17 protein-coding genes are annotated in these 17,533 nt (G+C 41.2%); 8 read left to right on the top strand and 9 right to left on the bottom strand.

Going from position 1 to position 17,533, the window contains the following annotated elements; translation table 11 throughout:
* Window positions 1-38 precede the first annotated feature (38 nt).
* The 5 genes from LEP1GSC192_RS15665 to LEP1GSC192_RS15645 all read left to right on the top strand — a co-directional run bounded on the left by LEP1GSC192_RS15665 (window position 39) and on the right by LEP1GSC192_RS15645 (window position 5,265).
* On the top strand, window positions 39-2,516 hold the full coding sequence (locus LEP1GSC192_RS15665) for a hypothetical protein (RefSeq protein WP_020770912.1): 2,478 nt from the start codon (window positions 39-41) through the stop codon (window positions 2,514-2,516).
* The gene (locus LEP1GSC192_RS15660) at window positions 2,516-3,664 is read left to right on the top strand and encodes a DUF445 family protein (RefSeq protein ID WP_020770962.1); all 1,149 of its coding nucleotides are present in this window, start codon (window positions 2,516-2,518) and stop codon (window positions 3,662-3,664) included. Before LEP1GSC192_RS15665 ends, LEP1GSC192_RS15660 begins: the two co-directional genes overlap by 1 nt.
* A 42-nt stretch (window positions 3,665-3,706) precedes the next feature.
* Window positions 3,707-4,003, top strand: coding sequence for a hypothetical protein (locus LEP1GSC192_RS15655; protein WP_020770975.1), 297 nt, complete (start codon window positions 3,707-3,709; stop codon window positions 4,001-4,003).
* Window positions 4,000-4,344, top strand: a complete 345-nt coding sequence (locus LEP1GSC192_RS15650; RefSeq protein WP_020770901.1) for a hypothetical protein — start codon at window positions 4,000-4,002, stop codon at window positions 4,342-4,344. The genes LEP1GSC192_RS15655 and LEP1GSC192_RS15650 overlap by 4 nt, the downstream gene beginning before the upstream one ends.
* A 207-nt stretch (window positions 4,345-4,551) precedes the next feature.
* Window positions 4,552-5,265, top strand: a complete 714-nt coding sequence (locus LEP1GSC192_RS15645) for a pirin family protein (RefSeq protein ID WP_020770919.1) — start codon at window positions 4,552-4,554, stop codon at window positions 5,263-5,265.
* Between the two features lie 135 nt (window positions 5,266-5,400).
* On the opposite strand, the gene LEP1GSC192_RS15640 is transcribed toward LEP1GSC192_RS15645, so the two are convergent.
* Together LEP1GSC192_RS15640 and LEP1GSC192_RS15635 are read right to left on the bottom strand one after the other, a co-directional pair.
* Window positions 5,401-6,408: a S1C family serine protease gene (locus tag LEP1GSC192_RS15640; RefSeq protein WP_020770916.1), complete on the bottom strand. Its 1,008-nt coding sequence runs from the start codon at window positions 6,406-6,408 to the stop codon at window positions 5,401-5,403.
* Between the two features lie 122 nt (window positions 6,409-6,530).
* Complete coding sequence (locus tag LEP1GSC192_RS15635; protein ID WP_020770927.1) at window positions 6,531-6,842, bottom strand: putative quinol monooxygenase; 312 nt, start codon at window positions 6,840-6,842, stop codon at window positions 6,531-6,533.
* Between the two features lie 82 nt (window positions 6,843-6,924).
* Here LEP1GSC192_RS15635 and LEP1GSC192_RS15630 point away from each other — a divergent pair, with 82 nt between their 5' ends.
* Window positions 6,925-7,842 (top strand): nitronate monooxygenase family protein, encoded by a 918-nt coding sequence (locus LEP1GSC192_RS15630; protein WP_198289331.1) that lies wholly within the window; start codon window positions 6,925-6,927, stop codon window positions 7,840-7,842.
* A 48-nt stretch (window positions 7,843-7,890) separates the two neighbouring features.
* On the opposite strand, the gene LEP1GSC192_RS15625 is transcribed toward LEP1GSC192_RS15630, so the two are convergent.
* The 6 genes from LEP1GSC192_RS15625 to LEP1GSC192_RS15600 all read right to left on the bottom strand — a co-directional run bounded on the left by LEP1GSC192_RS15625 (window position 7,891) and on the right by LEP1GSC192_RS15600 (window position 14,376).
* A complete protein-coding gene (locus LEP1GSC192_RS15625; protein WP_020770977.1) occupies window positions 7,891-8,172 on the bottom strand; it encodes a hypothetical protein in 282 nt (93 codons plus the stop codon).
* 327 nt (window positions 8,173-8,499) lie between these two features.
* Window positions 8,500-9,138 carry an MXAN_6521/LA_1396 family lipoprotein gene (locus LEP1GSC192_RS15620; protein WP_020770966.1) on the bottom strand — a complete coding sequence of 213 codons (639 nt, stop codon included), beginning with the start codon at window positions 9,136-9,138 and terminating at the stop codon, window positions 8,500-8,502.
* Entirely contained in the window at window positions 9,135-12,047 is a 2,913-nt protein-coding gene (locus tag LEP1GSC192_RS15615; protein WP_020770961.1) for an RND family transporter, read from the bottom strand. The genes LEP1GSC192_RS15620 and LEP1GSC192_RS15615 overlap by 4 nt, the downstream gene beginning before the upstream one ends.
* Entirely contained in the window at window positions 12,047-12,631 is a 585-nt protein-coding gene (locus LEP1GSC192_RS15610) for an ABC transporter substrate-binding protein (protein ID WP_020770950.1), read from the bottom strand. The genes LEP1GSC192_RS15615 and LEP1GSC192_RS15610 overlap by 1 nt, the downstream gene beginning before the upstream one ends.
* 120 nt (window positions 12,632-12,751) lie before the next feature.
* Window positions 12,752-13,564, bottom strand: a complete 813-nt coding sequence (locus LEP1GSC192_RS15605) for a hypothetical protein (protein WP_020770922.1) — start codon at window positions 13,562-13,564, stop codon at window positions 12,752-12,754.
* A gap of 179 nt (window positions 13,565-13,743) precedes the next feature.
* Complete coding sequence (locus LEP1GSC192_RS15600; protein WP_020770920.1) at window positions 13,744-14,376, bottom strand: TIGR04282 family arsenosugar biosynthesis glycosyltransferase; 633 nt, start codon at window positions 14,374-14,376, stop codon at window positions 13,744-13,746.
* Between the two features lie 183 nt (window positions 14,377-14,559).
* Here LEP1GSC192_RS15600 and LEP1GSC192_RS15595 point away from each other — a divergent pair, with 183 nt between their 5' ends.
* Window positions 14,560-14,745, top strand: coding sequence for a hypothetical protein (locus LEP1GSC192_RS15595; RefSeq protein WP_020770936.1), 186 nt, complete (start codon window positions 14,560-14,562; stop codon window positions 14,743-14,745).
* Complete coding sequence (locus LEP1GSC192_RS15590; RefSeq protein ID WP_020770909.1) at window positions 14,742-15,974, top strand: hypothetical protein; 1,233 nt, start codon at window positions 14,742-14,744, stop codon at window positions 15,972-15,974. Before LEP1GSC192_RS15595 ends, LEP1GSC192_RS15590 begins: the two co-directional genes overlap by 4 nt.
* Window positions 15,975-16,041: 67 nt before the next feature.
* Here the strand turns inward: LEP1GSC192_RS15590 and LEP1GSC192_RS15585 are convergent, their stop codons facing one another.
* Entirely contained in the window at window positions 16,042-17,376 is a 1,335-nt protein-coding gene (locus LEP1GSC192_RS15585) for a sterol desaturase family protein (protein ID WP_020770917.1), read from the bottom strand.
* Window positions 17,377-17,533: the final 157 nt, after the last annotated feature.

Raw genomic sequence — 17,533 nt, 5'->3', positions numbered from 1 at the left:
TGCTTGTCAATTCCAGGGGTTTTCCATACCCTCTCGGCATGCCTTTTTTTCAGAAAAAATGGAGACTTGCTCCTGCTTGGCGAAGACCGTTATTATTACTCGCCTCATTTTTAGTTTTAATCATCAAATTCAGATTTTTATTCAGCGAGGATACTCTTTCAGGCTGGAGTCTTCATGCCCAAACCCACTTGGCGGAAATTTACGATTCATTTTTAAATAACGGTCAGTCCTTAGGTTATGATACCCGCTGGTTTTCAGGGATGCCTGTTTTCTATTTCCAACCGCCGTTTTTCTATTTTTTGGTCGCAGTCCTACATAAAACCGTATTCTTCTGGTCCTCACTTTCTCTCTCCTTCAATATAGGGATACTTCTTTCTATATTACTTTTTACGTATGCGTTTATCAAATTCAGCCTTTTACTCTTAAGTGAGACCAATCATAGGGCAAATACGGTCATGTTAGCGATGTCCGGACTTTTGTTCTTCTTCTTGTGCGCAGGAGAAGAACCGTTCGGGCTTTCCTTAGTGGGACTATTCAGCGGCTCCGTAACCGGATTTTTCGGGCTTGGCTGGAGTTTATTAGGTTTTTATTATTTAGAAAAATATCGGACTACCGGGAAATTATCCTCTCTTTCCAAATATTTAGTGGTCAGCGCCTGCGTTTATTATACTGATCTACCTTCTTCCTTATTCTATTTGGTTTCTCTTCTCATCTATTTTTTATTTCTGGGAGAAGAGTTGGGAAAAAGAGCATTTTCCATCGCATTCTTCATTCCGTTGTTAGTGGCTGCACCTGTTTGGTGGAATTTTCTGAAATATTCCTCGTACCGCGCGGAAACTTTCCCGATGGATACTACTCCCGGACTCATTTCCATTTTAGGATCGGAAGCCTTGAGACCGATTTGGGAAGGAAGCGGTGTGATCGCTTTCCTTTGGAATTTTATCATAGGGTTACATTGGACCCAAGTGGTATTCCCTGCCTTGTTCCTATTAGGAATTCGTTCCATTTTAAAACGTAAAATTTTTCCTCCGGCTTCCAGGTTCGTATTTTTCGCCAGTTTGATCTTTTACTGGATCGGAGTGGATACTTCTCTTTCAAAATTTTTTCCCGGTTTAGGATTTCCCTGGTATAGAGCCTTGGACCTATCTTTACTATTTTTAACACTTTCCGGTTTGGAAACCGCAGTTCATTTATTGAAGAACAAAACTTCTTCTTTAACCGCTCAATATTCGATTTCCGCTCTGCTATTCTTTGCACTCGTAAGATTTTTCTTATGGCATCCTGAATTGGAATGGAAGGAGAATACTACATTCTTAAAAGACAGCTTCTCCGCGTTGGAAATGAAAGATGTGGAAGTTGCACTTTCGGAACTTCCTAAAGATTCCAAAATTTTCCCGGAAATTGATTCTCATCGAAAATGGGGAGACAGCCCTTTTACTTTGGGACTTTTGATCAGAAGGGCAGGACATAGAAATTTATTGGGAATGGAAGCGGATGCGTCTTTGACATCTTTGGCCTTACAACCTTATTTGAGTCGTTATCTTCCTTGGACTGCTTGGAAAAAAAATCCCGGCTATGAAGAGGAACTTTCTTCGGAAGATGCAGGCATTGGATTACATCGTTTTCTGCAAGCCAACGGGACTTCTTACATTATCGGCTCCACTGAAAAACTTTATAAAATCCTTAAATTAAATCCTAGTCGTTTCGAATTATTGAAAGGTTGGGTGAACCAAGAAGGGTTGCGCACGAACGATTTTCCTTCCGAGACCTATGAAAAGGAACTTGAAAATAAATCGTTCTTATTTCTATTCAAGGTGAAAAATCCTGGGGCTGATGTCGCAGTTATGACGGAAAAACCTTGGGGGGTCGCGGATTATAAGGAGTTGAACGGAGGAAAATCTCTTCGTCCCAAAAGGTTCTTATATAATACGAACGAAGCGATCTTACACGAAGGATTGGATGCAGGGATCGTATTCGCTAGGATCGGTAAGAAGGAGATAGAAATAATCGGGCCTAATTACAATAAGTGGTTCCAAGGTTTGCTGGTCTTAAATGTTCCCAAAGAGCATAATAATTGGAAGGAAGAGTTCAGATCCGAATACGGAGATCTTCCTTTCTTGGATAGAAACGAATTTTTAGGCGGATTTTTTCCGGTAAAAGAAAAACCAAAAGAGCCTACTTCATTGGCTGAACTTCCTATATTGCCGCGTATTTTTTCGGATGAAGAAGTTTTCGCCGGTCCTGAAATTTCGTCCGCACAAAAGCAGGAAAAAAATTCATTAGAAAATCATAATTGTAAATTGGTGCGAAGATCCTTTTTTCCTAGTTGGGAAGATTCGGAAGGCGGAATATTATTCCAAACTCAAAGAAACGAGATCCTGGTCTGTTCCCAAAACCAGAGTTCAGATCTGAAATTTTTCAAAGGGAATTCTGTTTTTTTGACTATCATTCTTTTTCTTTTACCGGTCCTTTTTATATTCTCCTCCTTTGTTAAAGGAAGGTGGTTTTTCCGTTAATGGGACTGTACGGCAATAAACCGTACTCTAAACTTCAATTCGTTTCGAATTCACTGTTGGTGTTGTTCGGAACTATTCTTCTTTGGGGACTCTGGCAAAAGTGGAGTCTCTATATTTGGGGAAGTATTTTTGTTCACGGTTTGGAAGGTGGACTTGTTGGAGCGATTTGTGATTGGTTCGCTGTTTGGAAAACCTATAAAGCGGTCGAATCCGAAAGCGAGACTATCGCGGAAGAAATAGGTAACTGGGTATCTTCCGATCTGATCAGCGAACATAAGTTAAGATCGTATTTAGACGGTATTTTGGACGAGCCAGAAAACATCCAAGCGATTAAGGATCTTCTGGAAAAACATTTAAAAGGAGAAAAAGAAGTCAGAGAATTCCTGAATCTGATCTGGGACAAAATAGAAGAGGATATCGTACTATATGTTTCTAATTTTAAGTTCTCAGGAGCGGACAAACAAATATTACACGAATTGAATAGTCGTAAGGAAATCCTTTCTACGGTTCGATTCTTGGTGGGAGAAACCTTGGTGAAAGTTTCAGACCATGATGATTTCGGGGAAAGAATCCAAAGAATCACTAAAGGACTTTCTTTTCTCGCTAAACCTTTGATCTGGCTCATCGATCCCCGAAAAAGGATCAAGGAATTCGGAGAAGGTTTAAAGGAAGGAAAGGATTTCGAAACGGAAGAGGAAGAAGTCCTATTTGAATTATATTCAGTATTCTCCGAATGTGCGGAATTATATATCGGCTCCTGGAACGACCTGCCTGTTTCCAAAAGAGAAGAGGCGGTCCGCGCCTTAGCCGATTTCGGCAGAGAACAATTAAATAGGCTTATCAGCGAGGTAGTACTCACACATAAGGAAGAAATTTCCAAGTTGGAAAATCTGAGAGAATACGGACCTATTCGTTCTTTCTTGGAGTTCTTAAGTTCTAAAACGAACGAGTCCGTTTCGGAATATGTGGGAGAGCAGATCTCTAAAGGCCTGAAATTATTGGAACCCAAACAATTCAGGGTAAATTTGGAACTAAAAACAAGAAGGGTCTTAGAGCGGATCAGGATCAACGGAAGTTTATTAGGTTTTTTAGTCGGGTCTGCGATAGGTTGTATCGTCTTATTATTCGAAGGAAAATTAGGATTATAATCTCTTGCATTATTTGTAGGTATTTGTTAAGTATTTAGGATCATGAAATTAAAGCGGATCTATACTATTCTTCTCTGTATCGTATTTAGCGGATGTTATTCGAGAACCATCTTTTTCTTTCAGAATCTTCGAATGAAACCTCTTCCTCCTCAGGTGGAGCAAAGTTTATACAAACAGAATGAAAAAGGATGTGGAGAAAAGATCAGTACGATTTTACAGAGAATTCCTGAAAAAAATCCTACAGCCACCCATATCCGCGATTTGGAGATCTTCCAATATGACCAAGGTTTGTTCGATGCCTGTTATCGACTCTATTACGGTTTGGAGATCTCTCAATGAAAGTTTTTCACGGAACCATCTTCCTTTTTTTATTTTTATTCGTTTATTGCAGCGGCGCAGAAACACAGATCTATAGGATAGAAAGGGTTGTGCCCTCAAAGGAAAGACCTGTCTTTTCTCCTAAAAGAGTAGAGGGAGAAGACTGTGTGGTGCAAATTTTTCCTTTCATGTTTGCGAGATATGTTCCTGATCTACAAAGCGCATACAATCATGCGATGGAAAAGGCACCTTCCGGGACCCAATCTCTTGCATACGGGGAAGTTTATACAAAAGGTCTGTATCTTCCTCCGATCTTTTTGTTCCGTTGTATCGTGGTATCGGGGACTCCAAGTTTCGATTAGTGTTCGAAAATTTACTTTTTAACCATCTTCCTTTAAATTATGATAAGAACCTGTTCCGTATCTTAGGGCTCTTCGAGCCCGAGTTATGGTTTTATTCGAGGATGCAAATTTTCTTATGGGCCGACCATAAATACTTTATATTTGAACTATTAAAGATCAGGTCGGTCTAAAAGATATTCATCCCGAAAACGGGAAAGGAGATTACAAATGGAAGCGGTAGTTCATAAGGCAAACACGAGAGGAAGAGTCGATTTCGGTTGGTTAAAATCGAATCATACATTTTCTTTCGGAAGCTATATGAATCCGGAAAGGATCAGATTCGGTTCTTTGCGTGTATTGAACGACGATATCGTTGCCCCTGGCAGAGGTTTCGATCCGCATCCTCACCAAGATATGGAAATCATCTCGATACCGATCGAAGGCGCCTTGGAGCATAAGGACAGTATCGGAACTTCAGGAGTGATCACATCCGGAGAAGTTCAGGTAATGTCCGCTGGAACAGGGATTGTTCATTCGGAATACAATCATTCCGAAACGGATCCCGTGAACTTCTTACAAATCTGGGTGATACCGGATAAAAGAGGGGCCCAACCTAGATACGACCAGAAAAAGTTCCTTCCGGAAGATAGGAAGAACCGCTTCCAAGTGGTCGTGGCGCCGAAGGAATCCGAAGAAGGTCTTTGGATCAACCAAAATGCATGGTTCTCCTTGGGCAATGCAGAGGCGGGAAAGGAGCTTCAATACGAGTCCAGGAATAAGGGTGGGGGAGTTTACGCTTTTCTAATATCAGGAAAAGTGAATATTAATGGGACCGAACTTTCCACGCGAGACGGTGCCGGTTTTCCTAGAGCGGACCTTTTGAAGGTAAACGCTTTGGAAGATTCTGAACTTCTTTTGATGGATGTTCCTGAGATCCAGTAAAGAGGCGCAGAGGTAAGAAGAGGCACAGAGCTTTTTCACACAGAGTCACAGAGTTTAAAGTTTTTGATTACAAATCCTCTGAGTCTTCGTGCCTCTGTGTGTTATTACCTCAATGTCTCTCTCAACTTTGTGTCTCTATTTTAATTCCCCGGGTTCGATGAAAAAACTCCTAATAGAACCTTCTCTTAATAAGCGAATTCCTAATTTTTTGCCGATAGAGGTCTCATCCAAGATCTTATGAAGATCGTCTATCGTTTGAATCTCCTTATCATCCAAACCGATGATTAGATCTCCGTTACGTATCCCGGCACGGTCCGCTGGGGATCCCTTTTCCAAAGATAAGACTAAGATCCCGGATTCTGACCCGACCTTGTTGAGATTTTTGGTGAATGTTGGGATCTTTTGGTTTTGGCCTGCAATCCCTAAATATCCTCTTTTGACTGCTCCGCTCGTAATCAGACGAGTGACCACATATTCTGCCGTGTTCGAGGCTACTGCGAAACATATACCTTGGGCAGGCAGAATGATCGCTGTGTTTATCCCCACAACTCTACCCTGGAAGTCCACTAATGGTCCTCCCGAATTGCCCGGATTTAAGGCGGCGTCCGTTTGGATCACATTGTCAATCAGACGTCCATTACGAGATCTTAATGTTCTTCCTAAGGCGCTTACCACTCCCGCTGTGACTGTGGATTCGAAACCGTATGGATTTCCGATCGCCACTACCAATTGTCCTACTTTCAGTTTTTTGGAATCCGTAAAACCGGAGTGAGGGAATAATCCTCCATGCACTTTCAAGACGGCAAGGTCCGTATGAGGATCGTTCCCTACAAGTTCCGCTTCCTTACTGGAACCGTCGGAGAGTTTCGCTTTAATTCTAACCGCGCCATCCACCACATGGCTATTGGTTGCGATAAATCCGTCAGGTGTGAGAAAAAATCCGGAGCCGCTTCCTCCTTCTCCATTTTTGTTCGTAACTTGTAGATGGACCACACTTGGGCCTACCGAATCCACGGCTTGTATAACAGATTTGGAATACGCGTCTAAAATTTCCGCCTCGTGGAGTTCGGATGTATCTTTAGGATGAGTATTTTGACCGAGAGAAGAGATAAAATGCGCACTTGTATTTGAAAGTAGAACCATAATATTTTTGGACTCCGTGTCCAAAAATAAAGTCCCAAAATAGCGGAATTCGGTTTAAAAAAATGAGGTTTCCTTGTATGAGCGAATCTATCGCAAAAGGATCTGAGGATCTTATTTTCTGATTATTTTTTCCAATCTTCCGGTTTAGGAGATAGCGGTTTATAATAAACAGTAGTAGTTCCTTGGGAAAACATTTCCGGCACAGTCCTTCTCCAATTCACGAAATGTGGGGTTTCTAGATGAGACTTACGTTTGGATTCGCTTTCATAAGCTTCTATGATCAGAAATCTGCCTTCGTCTCCATCGTTCTGCAGCAGATCGAATCTAAGAACACCGTTCTCTTTGAGAGATTCCCGGGAAAGTTCGCTGCTGATCTCCAGAAATTCTTGGATCCTTTCCGGAAGTATTTTGTAAGAAGAGACTGTAACGATCATAGTTCACAGTTTCAAGATCCGATTTTCTTATACCAGAAAAAAAAGATAGATGGAATCGGATCGGAATGAAAGCTTTTCCCTTATGAAAATAAAAACTCCCGTAACGGAGATGCTTGGAATCGATCTGCCCATCATCGGGGCTCCCATGTTTCTCGTTTCATACCCTGATCTAGTCGTCGCAGTTTCCGAAGCCGGAGGCCTTGGAACATTTCCCTCCCAAAACTATCGAACCTTAGAGGAATTAAGAAGAGGTTTGGAAGATATCCGATCCAGGACCAAAAAACCGATAGGGGTGAACTTAATTTTACATAAGGCTCATAACCCTAACTGGGCGAAACACTTGGAAATACTTTTAGAATTCAAAGTAGAATTGATCATCACCAGTTTGGGGAGTCCTCGTTCCATTATCAATGAGGCAAAATCGGTGGGTACAAAAGTTTTCTGTGACGTAACTACATTAAAACATGCGAATATAGTTGCTAAATCCGGAGCGGACGCTCTGGTAGCGGTTGCTCAAGGTGCAGGCGGACATGCCGGAAATATTTCTCCTTTTTCTCTTTTTCCTTATTTAAAAAAAGAGATCGGTCTTCCAGTTATTGCGGCAGGTGCGATCAGTGGTGGAGCACAAATGGCGGCAGCTATGTCCTTAGGTGCGGACGCGGTCTATATAGGAACGAGGCTTATTGCCACTAAGGAAGCAGCAGCTTCTCAAGAATACAAAGAGATGATCGTTCAATCAGCGCCGGAGGAGATCGTGTATACCGAAAAAATTTCCGGAATCCCTGCAAACTGGTTGAAACGTTCCGTCGAAAAAGCGGGAGATAATTTCCATAACGAAGGAAGTACGGATATAGACCAGGAATTCAAACGTTGGAGAGATATTTGGTCTGCAGGTCATGGAGTGGCACAGATTGATTCCATACTTCCTGCCGGCGATGTAGTAAAAGGTATGGCCGCAGAATACGTGGATATCGTAAATAAACTGCCAAGACCGGTTTAATATTTTAGAATATTTTAAACCCCCGGTTCCGGGGGTTTTTTGTAATACCTACTTTTTATCAGAAAAGCTTACAGGAATTAGGTGGAATACTCCGAACACGAAAACCTGAGCGGCGTCCGAAATTTTGAATCCTCCTCTATCTCCTGCCCGGAAGGAATAGATCCCGACTTCCAAAATATGGATACTTAAGATCACCCAACCGATAGAAAGTATGACACCGTCCGAACTTGGATGTAAATTTGCGAGTTGTACGATTCCGCTCAATACTCCCAACCATAAAAGCCAAAATGCGGCAGTGGAAGCCTTGGATATATTATTCACTAGATTCATTCTTTTCCTCTCGAAAAAACGATTCCGAGTATAGCAATCGATACAGAGGATTTGGTCAAGAAGAAGTTTCTGGAGGAACTTTTAGGAACAATGTTCGTTATATACAAAAAGAAAATGAGTTCCTAAGACTTGCAGATTGTCCCTAACATGAACTTAGAATGAGAATTTCGGGTAAAAATCGGATATGAATTGCGAATATGAAGATATTATGATATAGGGGGCAGGGGTTTCCCACGGGCCCTCCACCACCACCCAAAACTCGGGCGGGGGCCGACTTTTGCCCCAAAATGGCCCTGAATGCGGAATCCGATTTCCGATATCTATATTTTAAGAACCAGATTCTACTTCTATTTTTTCGTCTTGTTCCGCTTCGTTTAAAACCGGGCTTTCGATCTTATCCAACAGTAATTTTAGAATATCGTAATATGGTAAAACTTTAGGACCGACTGATGTTCCGAATTTTTTTTCATAACTGGTTCTAAGTGTGGTTTCTTCATCTCCTCCCATAAAATAAGAAGAAGAAGCATACCCTTCCCAGAGGATTTCCTTTGTGTCACATTTTTGAATTTGGGCTTCAATGGAAATTCTGATCCCTTCCGATGAAGGACCGAATATCGCAGGATTCAACCAAACGAAAAAAGATGGTGTGGTCCCTTTTAAGGTTTCTTCCAGTCTGAGTGTAAGAACTCCTTGTGATTTACCTACCGGAGATTTACAATTTTGGTTTTTGCTGGATGGGTCGGGATAAACGATAAATTCTTTATGGTGAGCCAATTCCTGTTCCGCCATGGATTTTACTAGAATTGCCTCGACCTGGTTTACCTTAGAGCTGGAATCTATCGCCACAGTTAGTCTTTTGAATTTGTCCAATGAAGGTTGGAAATTCGGGGAAATCCTAATTTGTTTTATGGCGCAATTTACAAAAGAAATAGAAATTAAGAATAGAAGAAGAAATTTAGATCTCATTTTTTCTTTCCGGTTTTCTTTTTGGAAGTTGTCTTTTTTTTGGCGGTTTTTTTGATCTTAGGCTTGGGAGAAAGTTCTTCCATTACGAATTCGGAAACTGTTTCCGGTTCATCTTCTTCGGGGCCTAAACCAAGAGGTACCGCTTCCGATTCTTCTTGTTTGCGACTTCTATAGGCCAATTCCAAAATTGCGGGGAGAAGTGTGAGTGCTATGAGCAAACACGCACCGATACCGATCGTTGCCACTTTCCCGATGGAATGTAGTCCTCTCTGGTCTGCAAGAAGTAGAGCACTCCAACCCACCAAAGTGGTCAATGTTGATGCAATCACCGCAGGTCCAACCATTGCCATCGCTTTTACTATATCATGGTCTTCCCTAAATCTATAATATATATAGATCCCGTTCTGTATCCCGTATCCTATGATGACCGGGAACACTAAAACATTCATAAAATTTAATTTAAGGTCTATGATCGACATGACGCCTACGGTGACCAATATCCCTAATAAAAGAGGGATTAAAGAAAGTATCGCGGGTAAGAACGCCCTGTAGAATAGTATCAGAACGATGATTACCAATACCAAAGTGATGAAAAATGCGGTAATTCCTTCTCTTTTTACGATCAGAATAAGTTGAGCAAATAACATCAAACTTCCCGCCGTATCCGTTTGGAATTTGTAGGATCTGGCTTGGGCAATATCCTTATAAGGTCTATGCTCCAAGATGGTGTCCACGGTCCCAGGGAGGATCTTGATGGAGAGAAGTTTTTCCTTTGAATACGTATTCAAAGCGTTCAATAGAGTTTTAGTTTCCGAAGGAGAATAATTTTCTTTCACCGGATCAATTTCGGATTCTTTTAATGTCCCTGTGGAGTAAAGGATCGCATTTAATGTCCTTCTGGAAATTTTCGGGACTTCTAATCTTCCTACTGCTGCAAAGAACTCCAATAATTTTCCGCCATGCCATAAGGCTACTTTAGGATAGAGAAATAATAGATGTCCTTTTTCTTTGGAACTTGCCACTTCCTTGAATTGAGAGGAGAAGTAATCGGGTATAGCGGTATAATCGTAAGGTTTGACGGATAAGAATAATTTTGCTCTAGGCAAATATTTTCTCTGCTCCGGCTTTAAGAAAGAAGCTTTTACGGGCTTCATATCTTTTGAAAGTTGGTCCAAAACTTTACGGTTTTCTAATTGTTGAGAGTAAGGTGGGACAAAATTCCAGAGAGAAACCACCTGATCTACGGAGCCCGCAATCGATTCGGGGACTGGATTTAGATAATCGAATACCGCTTCCGATTCTTCTAAAGTTTTTACAACGATTGCCTGAGGATCCGAGGAAATATCGAAACGGTCCGCGATCTCATCATATAAGTTTACGGATTCTAAATTTTCTACTAAAAGGTTCCTTCCGTTCACGTCGAATTGTACTTTTGGGGCAAAAACCCCGAACAATAGTACTAAGACTAAAACGCAAATGGATAATATCCCAGGTCTAGAATAAAATTTCCTTAATAGACCGGAAGGAGTCTGTTGCGCCTCGTTTAATAGAAATGCCTTGGAAAGAGAAGGGAACCACTTTAAAAGTAATGCGATCTGTAGCGCAGTCACTCCGTACATCGCGATCGCGATCAGAACGATCCCATAAGTTGCGATAATTCCGAATTCGCTGAATCCCCTAAATTCCGAAAAGGAAAGGACCACGAACGCGGAAGTAGTGGTTAATGCGGAACTAAAGGAAGCAATCCCCGTATGATAGATCGTATCTTTGATCGCTCGTACGATATCCTGCTTTTTAGTAAATTCTTCCCTGAACCTATATAAAAATTGGATCCCATAGTCGATCCCGAGCCCCATTAGGATTGAACCGATAATACTCGTGATACTGTTCAGCTGACCGATTACGAGCCCCGTTAGTCCGAATGTCATGAGTAATCCGCTGAGTAGAGAGAATAAAAGGATCATTATAAAGATCGGATTACGGAAAAATAATAAAAGCAGAAGTCCTATTCCTAATAAAGAGGCGATCCCGATCGGTTTTAATGCTCTGACTAAGGTCTCGTAATCGTCTTGGTTGAGTTTATAAGCTCCCGTATAACCTGCGTAAATTCCATCTTGTTCTATTCCTAGGGTTTTTACTAAACCTTGGACTTTTTTATCTATTTTTTCGAGGAACTCAATGTCTACGAAAGAACCGGTAGGTTTGATAAGAACGATGAGCATTCCCTTATCGGGGGAAATATTATATTCGTCGAATATATCTCTTTTGGCCAGTTTTTGATATTTGGAAATAATATCGGTGAAGTCCGGATTATATTCTTCGTCGGTAAGCTTGATGAAGAACGGATTTGCCTTTTCTATCTCTTCGTCGATCTTTCTTTTTACTCTTTTGCGGATCTCCTTTAGATCTTCCGTTTTTAGGAATAAAGGAAGCCTGTCCTGCAAAAAGGAAACATTATATCGATACGAAACATAACGCACCAGTTCTTTGTCCTTTAAAACTTCCTTTGCAAGTTTGTCAGATGCTTTTTTGAGCGCGATTTCTTTGGCTTTATAATAGGCGATGTTCTTACGTTTTGCTTCGTCAGCCAGTTCCAATTCTTTCTTTTGGGTTTCAGGATCACCGTTACGTTTGGCTTGGAATGCCTTTGTAAGATGTTCCGTCATTCCCTTGTCGTCTTGGAATTTGAGAGCTACAGTATAAAAACCGCTTCCCCCGATCATTTCGATGACACGTTTTGTTTGGACAACGGAAGGGTTATCGGAAGGAAGAAGTTGTAGGTTATCGCTGTTTATCGAAAGCCTAGTGGCTAAAAGTGCGGAGATAACCAGGAAAAAAAATAGGATAGCGGAAGAAGCGGCCGGTTTGGTCAAAACCAACTCGGTCGCTTTAGATAGAAATTTTCTCATCAGTTCTTAGCTGCTTTTTGTATAAGGGCAATCGTACCCTTGATCCCGTTTTTTTTGATAGACGGTTCTATGTTTTTAGTACGATTGATATCGGTGGCGAGTTTACCTTCTGTCTCGAAATCGCTTATATACCAAGTGCCTTCATATTCGGAAAGGATCCAAGCGAACTTGATCTGATCGGAACCTTTGTAAAGAATAGAAGAACCGATCCTTGATTGTTTACCGTTTAGGGTAGGTTTGTCGTAAGTAATATCTATCTTATCAAAATATTTTAATGCGATAGGGAATGCCTTGTTTACTATGTATTCGGAGATTGCCTCTTCGAATTCTTTTCTTTCCAATGCGGAAATTTTATGATCTCCGATGAGTTTTTCGGAAAATTTCCCGACATGCACCAATGCCAGCGCCTTGTCGTTCTTTTTATAACGAATAAAGCCTATTAATTTTTTAACGGCGGATAACGTCTGCTCTTCTGCCGAAACTTCAGGCGGAGCATTTTGGGGCTCGTTAGCGGTTTGAGTATCCTGGGCATGAATAAAACCCGAGGAAAGTAAACAAAATAATAAAATTTGAAATAGTTTCACAGATATTACCTAAGGAAGGATCGATCCCGGAATTTTACAATCAGGTAAAAATAGACTGCATGCTGGCCGGATAAATTTACAGTAATGGAAGTGGAACGCGTAAGTCAACGGAAATTAGACTTAATTCGGGCGGAGAAAATCATAAGCTTGGCTTCCGCAAGAAAACGATAAAACTTTCGGTGTTAGGCAACTTAAGATGAGAGGATGTTTCGCTTTATATTGTTCCACTAAAATTTGGGTAGTATGTTCCTTTGCAAGGTTTGCCGCCCAATCATGATAGGTTACGGGTATTCCGGGTAAAACCGTGCTAAGACTTCTATGACTGTCGGAGGAATCCTTGTTTAGACATGCATGGGTTGCAAATGAATAATGACCATGAAGACCTGCTTCCGCATCGAAACAATCTCCAGCTTCCTCGGTATGTTCAATGATCGGCAGAAGATTAAAATAACCTGTTTGGATCTCTTTCATACTTAAAAAAATCCAAGGATGTTCTATGGGAGCAAGTATACTCACCATCGGATAATTCTCCGCCCAATTGGAGTGCGAATAAAAATCCTGAGCGATATGTAATGCCATCCCTAATTTAATTAATCCTGTGATATGATTGGATTCTCTGTAGGAGTCGTCCTTTAGCGTCCTAAAACGATCGGCACATCCGAGAATATTATCGTTATCACAATGATACGCGTCATTGTTCATAAAAGCGGCATCGGCCCTTAGATTTCCTTGAACGATCAGTTCCATACAATCCGCTCTTAGGTCCCAATCCGTTATATTCGCAAATTCTAAAAACGCTTCCTGTGTGATGCTGGTATGGGTATGCGGGCCTTTCTTCCCGAAAGCTCTCAAGGGAGCAAAAGAAGACAGGAAATAAGCGAAAATTCCAAGCGCCAAAAATTTCAGAAAAACAAAGTTAGTTTTGCTGCTCATATATGTAATCAAGCAATTACATATATGAGACCCCGGATTTTTTATAAGTAATCAAATAATTACAATATGAGGAAGAAAAAGTCACATTTTGATCCGGACTTAGGTCGAGACCGAAGTCTATAGACTGTATTCTATTTATTTAATGTATAGGGTATAAGTTATTTCGAGCGACTATTGGATCAGGGACCGTTCTTTTTCCAGTCCAAGATCCCTTTGGATTCGAAATATTCCAAATCTTGGACTTCGTCCAGATCGGAAAGGACGGGAAGAAGTCCCACCTGTTTTCTGGCCCATTGCAGTTTTTCCAAACTTCTCGCAAAGACGGTCTCTGTACTCCATTCTATACCGTGAAAAAGTTCGGGAGTATCCGCTTTCAGTCCTACCAAATAATAACCTCCGTCTTTTGCCGGGCCTAAGACCACATCCTTATGATCTAAAATATGAAAAGCTTCCTTTAGATGTAGAAGGTCCAGTTCCGGACAATCGCTTCCGATGAGTAATGCCGGGCCGGAACCGTTCTGGAAACAATATAAGAATGAATTTCTCATCTTTTCCCCCAAATCTTTTCCTTCTTGCTTGCGGATAAGCAATGGTGAATGTCCCCAACTTCCGAGATCGGATGGATTGGGAAGATAAGAATCGAACCAAAGAACTTTGGGAACGTCTAGATCTTTGCAAGCTAATCTGGTTTTTTCAACCAAGGCCTGATATACTTCCAGAGCTGCTTCTTCTCCAATATTCTTTGCCAAGCGTGTTTTCACTTTTCCCGGGATTGGGTTTTTCAGAAATATATTCAAGATTGGTCCTTTCATTTTTGACTCCGGGAAGTTATAATCTTAAGGCATCTATTCCTTGGGGGATGTTTTTTCCAAGGATTTACCGAAATAAAGCTATCCTTGATCACTCGGAAGAAATAATTAGAACAAGCTCTTTAAATACAAGCTATATGAAAAAAATAAAGTCTCAAATGTTCATTATTTTATAAGGAGATATTTATGATCTTAAATCTAAAAAGAGGGATTCTGCTTATTAGCTTAGGGATCATCCTGACAGGATTAGTCGGGACTGCCTGTGCTCCAGGAGGAAAAGACCCTTTCATCCCTCTCTTCAATTTCGGATACCAATTGGAAAAAAGTAAAACCGGATTTTTTATCATCGTTCCAAGAGGAATTGCACAGTGAAATTACATAATCGTCGTTCTATACTTCCTAAAGTCGTTTTGGCTTTATTGGTTTTTTTCGGGATCACTGCAGGTTTTAAATTTAACTCCGGGGCCAAGAAGGAAAATACGCAATTTCCTTTATCTTTAAAATTTAAATTACTGCAGCCGTTGCATGCAAGCGCGGACGAATGGGGTTTTGTTCGTCAATCTGCTACATGGGCTAGAGGGAATTCCCTTTTTATGGATGATATTATTGCCGGAATCCAATCAAATACGTTGTTAGTTCTATTAGCTTCCGGTAATACAGTCACCGCGACGAATCTTAGTCTTGGAGATGGTGGAGGAGTTTTTGATGTTCGTTTGACTTTAGGTAATAGCGGGAATGAGTTTCAACCTAATTCATCGGTTTATACGACGACAAAAACTTTTTCAAACTATCTCGAGTTAAAAGTCGCAGGAACTTCTGATATGGCTCTTCAGTTTTATTGGGATGATAATCCGAGACTAGCAGGGGGAGATGGGGCTTTATTAATTTATAATTTAGCTCGAATTGCTCCTTCAGAGTGGACTGCGCAAGCAACGATTGAAAGTTACGTATATATGCCTGACGCAGTAAACGATACTACATACTCTAGTTTTCCGAACCAAGGCTTGATCCAAACTTATTCTTGGGCAGGACCTCTTGGAACTGATTCCGAGCTCGGTTTACATGCTCAGAGAGGTAGGGTAATCCTGGAAGAAATGGATAATCAAACCGTTTTTTGTTTTAAAACTGTGGTGCGTATAGATGGGACTACGAATCTATTTCCTTTGACTTCCTTTGCGAACAAAGCCCTTTGTCAGCCTGGTACTTCGGACGAATACTACAAATTAGCATATAGCCAGAAATTAACGGGAAATTTGAATGTAACAGCAAAATCCGGTTGGGAGGAAGGTGCAGTAACCTATCCTGCGACTCCTGCTACTGATATGATTTGCGGCTTAACGGAAATAAGTTACGGATTGTTCGATATGAATGGCTTTGTTCGTGATAGGGTTGATAGCTCCGCCGTTCCAAGCGATTACGTTTCGGCTGCTCGCGTTGACGGTCTTTACGGGCGCATTGGCTCTCAAGGAAAAAGTGGTAGTGGAGATGGACAAGGTGTCACATGGGACGATACAAGCAAATTAACAATTGATGGTCTGAATACTAGCGTTACTTTTAAAGCTTCAGAAGAGAACGTAGGTAGCGTCATTCCGGTAAATTAATTAGCCTTAAAAAATACCAAAATCAACTTACCAAAAACCCCCGGTCCCCGGGGGTTTTTTTTATTGTTCAAGCGGCTTTGCTTTGGATCTCTTTTGCCGGATCTATATCCTTCCATTCTGCAAAAACATGTCTTTGGGAAAGAAACCAGGCAAGGGAAAGTGCGCCCAATCCTGCTACGATAAACGCTGTTCCGGTGGAAAATCCTAAAAGAAAAGCGGTTCCTACTAAAAGTGTGATCCGAACCGGTTCCAGATACAGGGTCCAACGTTTTAGATCTAAGATCCCTCCTACAGTCGTTAAGGAGAATAAACTGAAGAAGAAGATCAGATATAATAAACCTGTCGGAATGGAATTCACTTTTACGAGCATGGAGAATGTCCCGACTAATGTGAGAACGAACCAAGTCACCGCATATACCGTTAAACTTTTGGAAACGGATACATCATATTTTTTGAATGTTTTTTCGTTCACTTCAGGGATAGGATATTGCCCTCCTAGATCCAGAGGTCTCCATCCTGGCACTGCTAAGAATGTTTTGATCTTATCGGACCAACGACGGCTTTGTTTTGCCTGCTCCCACATTTCTACCCAATAATGAACATTCGCCCATAACGGATTGAAACTGCGAAGAGGTTTGACGGTTCCGTAAACGGGAGTTTCTTCTTCTGCTTGGAATGTCCCGAACCATTTATCAAAAACGATCAATGTCCCGCCATGGTTCCTGTCGATATACTTAGGATTGATACCATGATGGACCCTATGATGGGAAGGTGTATTGAATACCGCTTCGAACCATTTCGGGAATTTATCGATCGCCTTTGTGTGGATCCAGAATTGATAGATCAAATTTAATTGTCCGTTCAGGACCATCACAATCGGAGAAAATCCTATGATCGCTAGAGGAATATAGAAGATCCAGGTAAATAATCCGTGAAAGCTTGCCTGACGTAATGCCACCGTCAGATTGTATTCTTCGCTTTGGTGGTGAACCACATGTCCGGCCCAAAGGAAATTGACCTCATGACTCAATCGGTGCAGCCAATAATATGCCATATCGTAAAGAACGAAGCAGCTAATCCAAACTGCTATAACGATTGTCCAAGCCCAAGTAGAAGCGGAAAGACCCAGCACTTCGGAAGAAGGCATCCAAGAAACTGGTTCGCTTGGCCAAGAAGGAAGATTGAATATTCTCCAATTTTCATAAACCCAAAGATATGCGAAAAATGTGAACGTCTTAAAAATGATCCCGAAAATTTGGCTAGCGATCCCAGCGCTAAGATCGTTGATAGAATCGTTCAGACGATACAGTTTTCTTTTATGATACCAGGAGAATGCGAGCTCTAACCCGATCAGCAAAAAGAAAAACGGAATTGCGATTGTGATAAGATTTATTTTTTCCATAATACAAGCCGGTAGCCTCTATCATTCTTCGTTCCGTAACAAGGTCAATCCAAAACTAAAACGGACTCCAAAACGGAAATTTTTTACCTATCAATTGTGTGAAAAAAACTAACTCGTTCAAGGTATGCAGGTTGACGTAATTTGGAACGATGTCTTA

The sequence above is a fragment of the Leptospira sp. B5-022 genome (assembly GCF_000347035.1).
Classification (GTDB): domain Bacteria; phylum Spirochaetota; class Leptospiria; order Leptospirales; family Leptospiraceae; genus Leptospira_B; species Leptospira_B cinconiae.
Note: the sequence above shows the minus strand (reverse complement) of the source record. Positions and strands in the feature narration are given on the sequence as shown.

What these genes read in the sequence shown, in the direction of transcription:
- LEP1GSC192_RS15665 (WP_020770912.1), top strand. Translation starts at nt 39, where the DNA reads ATGCCTTTTTTTCAGAAAAAATGGAGACTTGCTCCTGCTTGGCGAAGA.
- LEP1GSC192_RS15660 (WP_020770962.1), top strand. Translation starts at nt 2,516, where the DNA reads ATGGGACTGTACGGCAATAAACCGTACTCTAAACTTCAATTCGTTTCG.
- LEP1GSC192_RS15655 (WP_020770975.1), top strand. Translation starts at nt 3,707, where the DNA reads ATGAAATTAAAGCGGATCTATACTATTCTTCTCTGTATCGTATTTAGC.
- LEP1GSC192_RS15650 (WP_020770901.1), top strand. Translation starts at nt 4,000, where the DNA reads ATGAAAGTTTTTCACGGAACCATCTTCCTTTTTTTATTTTTATTCGTT.
- LEP1GSC192_RS15645 (WP_020770919.1), top strand. Translation starts at nt 4,552, where the DNA reads ATGGAAGCGGTAGTTCATAAGGCAAACACGAGAGGAAGAGTCGATTTC.
- LEP1GSC192_RS15640 (WP_020770916.1), bottom strand. Translation starts at nt 6,408, where the DNA reads ATGGTTCTACTTTCAAATACAAGTGCGCATTTTATCTCTTCTCTCGGT.
- LEP1GSC192_RS15635 (WP_020770927.1), bottom strand. Translation starts at nt 6,842, where the DNA reads ATGATCGTTACAGTCTCTTCTTACAAAATACTTCCGGAAAGGATCCAA.
- LEP1GSC192_RS15630 (WP_198289331.1), top strand. Translation starts at nt 6,925, where the DNA reads ATGAAAATAAAAACTCCCGTAACGGAGATGCTTGGAATCGATCTGCCC.
- LEP1GSC192_RS15625 (WP_020770977.1), bottom strand. Translation starts at nt 8,172, where the DNA reads ATGAATCTAGTGAATAATATATCCAAGGCTTCCACTGCCGCATTTTGG.
- LEP1GSC192_RS15620 (WP_020770966.1), bottom strand. Translation starts at nt 9,138, where the DNA reads ATGAGATCTAAATTTCTTCTTCTATTCTTAATTTCTATTTCTTTTGTA.
- LEP1GSC192_RS15615 (WP_020770961.1), bottom strand. Translation starts at nt 12,047, where the DNA reads ATGAGAAAATTTCTATCTAAAGCGACCGAGTTGGTTTTGACCAAACCG.
- LEP1GSC192_RS15605 (WP_020770922.1), bottom strand. Translation starts at nt 13,564, where the DNA reads ATGAGCAGCAAAACTAACTTTGTTTTTCTGAAATTTTTGGCGCTTGGA.
- LEP1GSC192_RS15600 (WP_020770920.1), bottom strand. Translation starts at nt 14,376, where the DNA reads ATGAAAGGACCAATCTTGAATATATTTCTGAAAAACCCAATCCCGGGA.
- LEP1GSC192_RS15595 (WP_020770936.1), top strand. Translation starts at nt 14,560, where the DNA reads ATGATCTTAAATCTAAAAAGAGGGATTCTGCTTATTAGCTTAGGGATC.
- LEP1GSC192_RS15585 (WP_020770917.1), bottom strand. Translation starts at nt 17,376, where the DNA reads ATGGAAAAAATAAATCTTATCACAATCGCAATTCCGTTTTTCTTTTTG.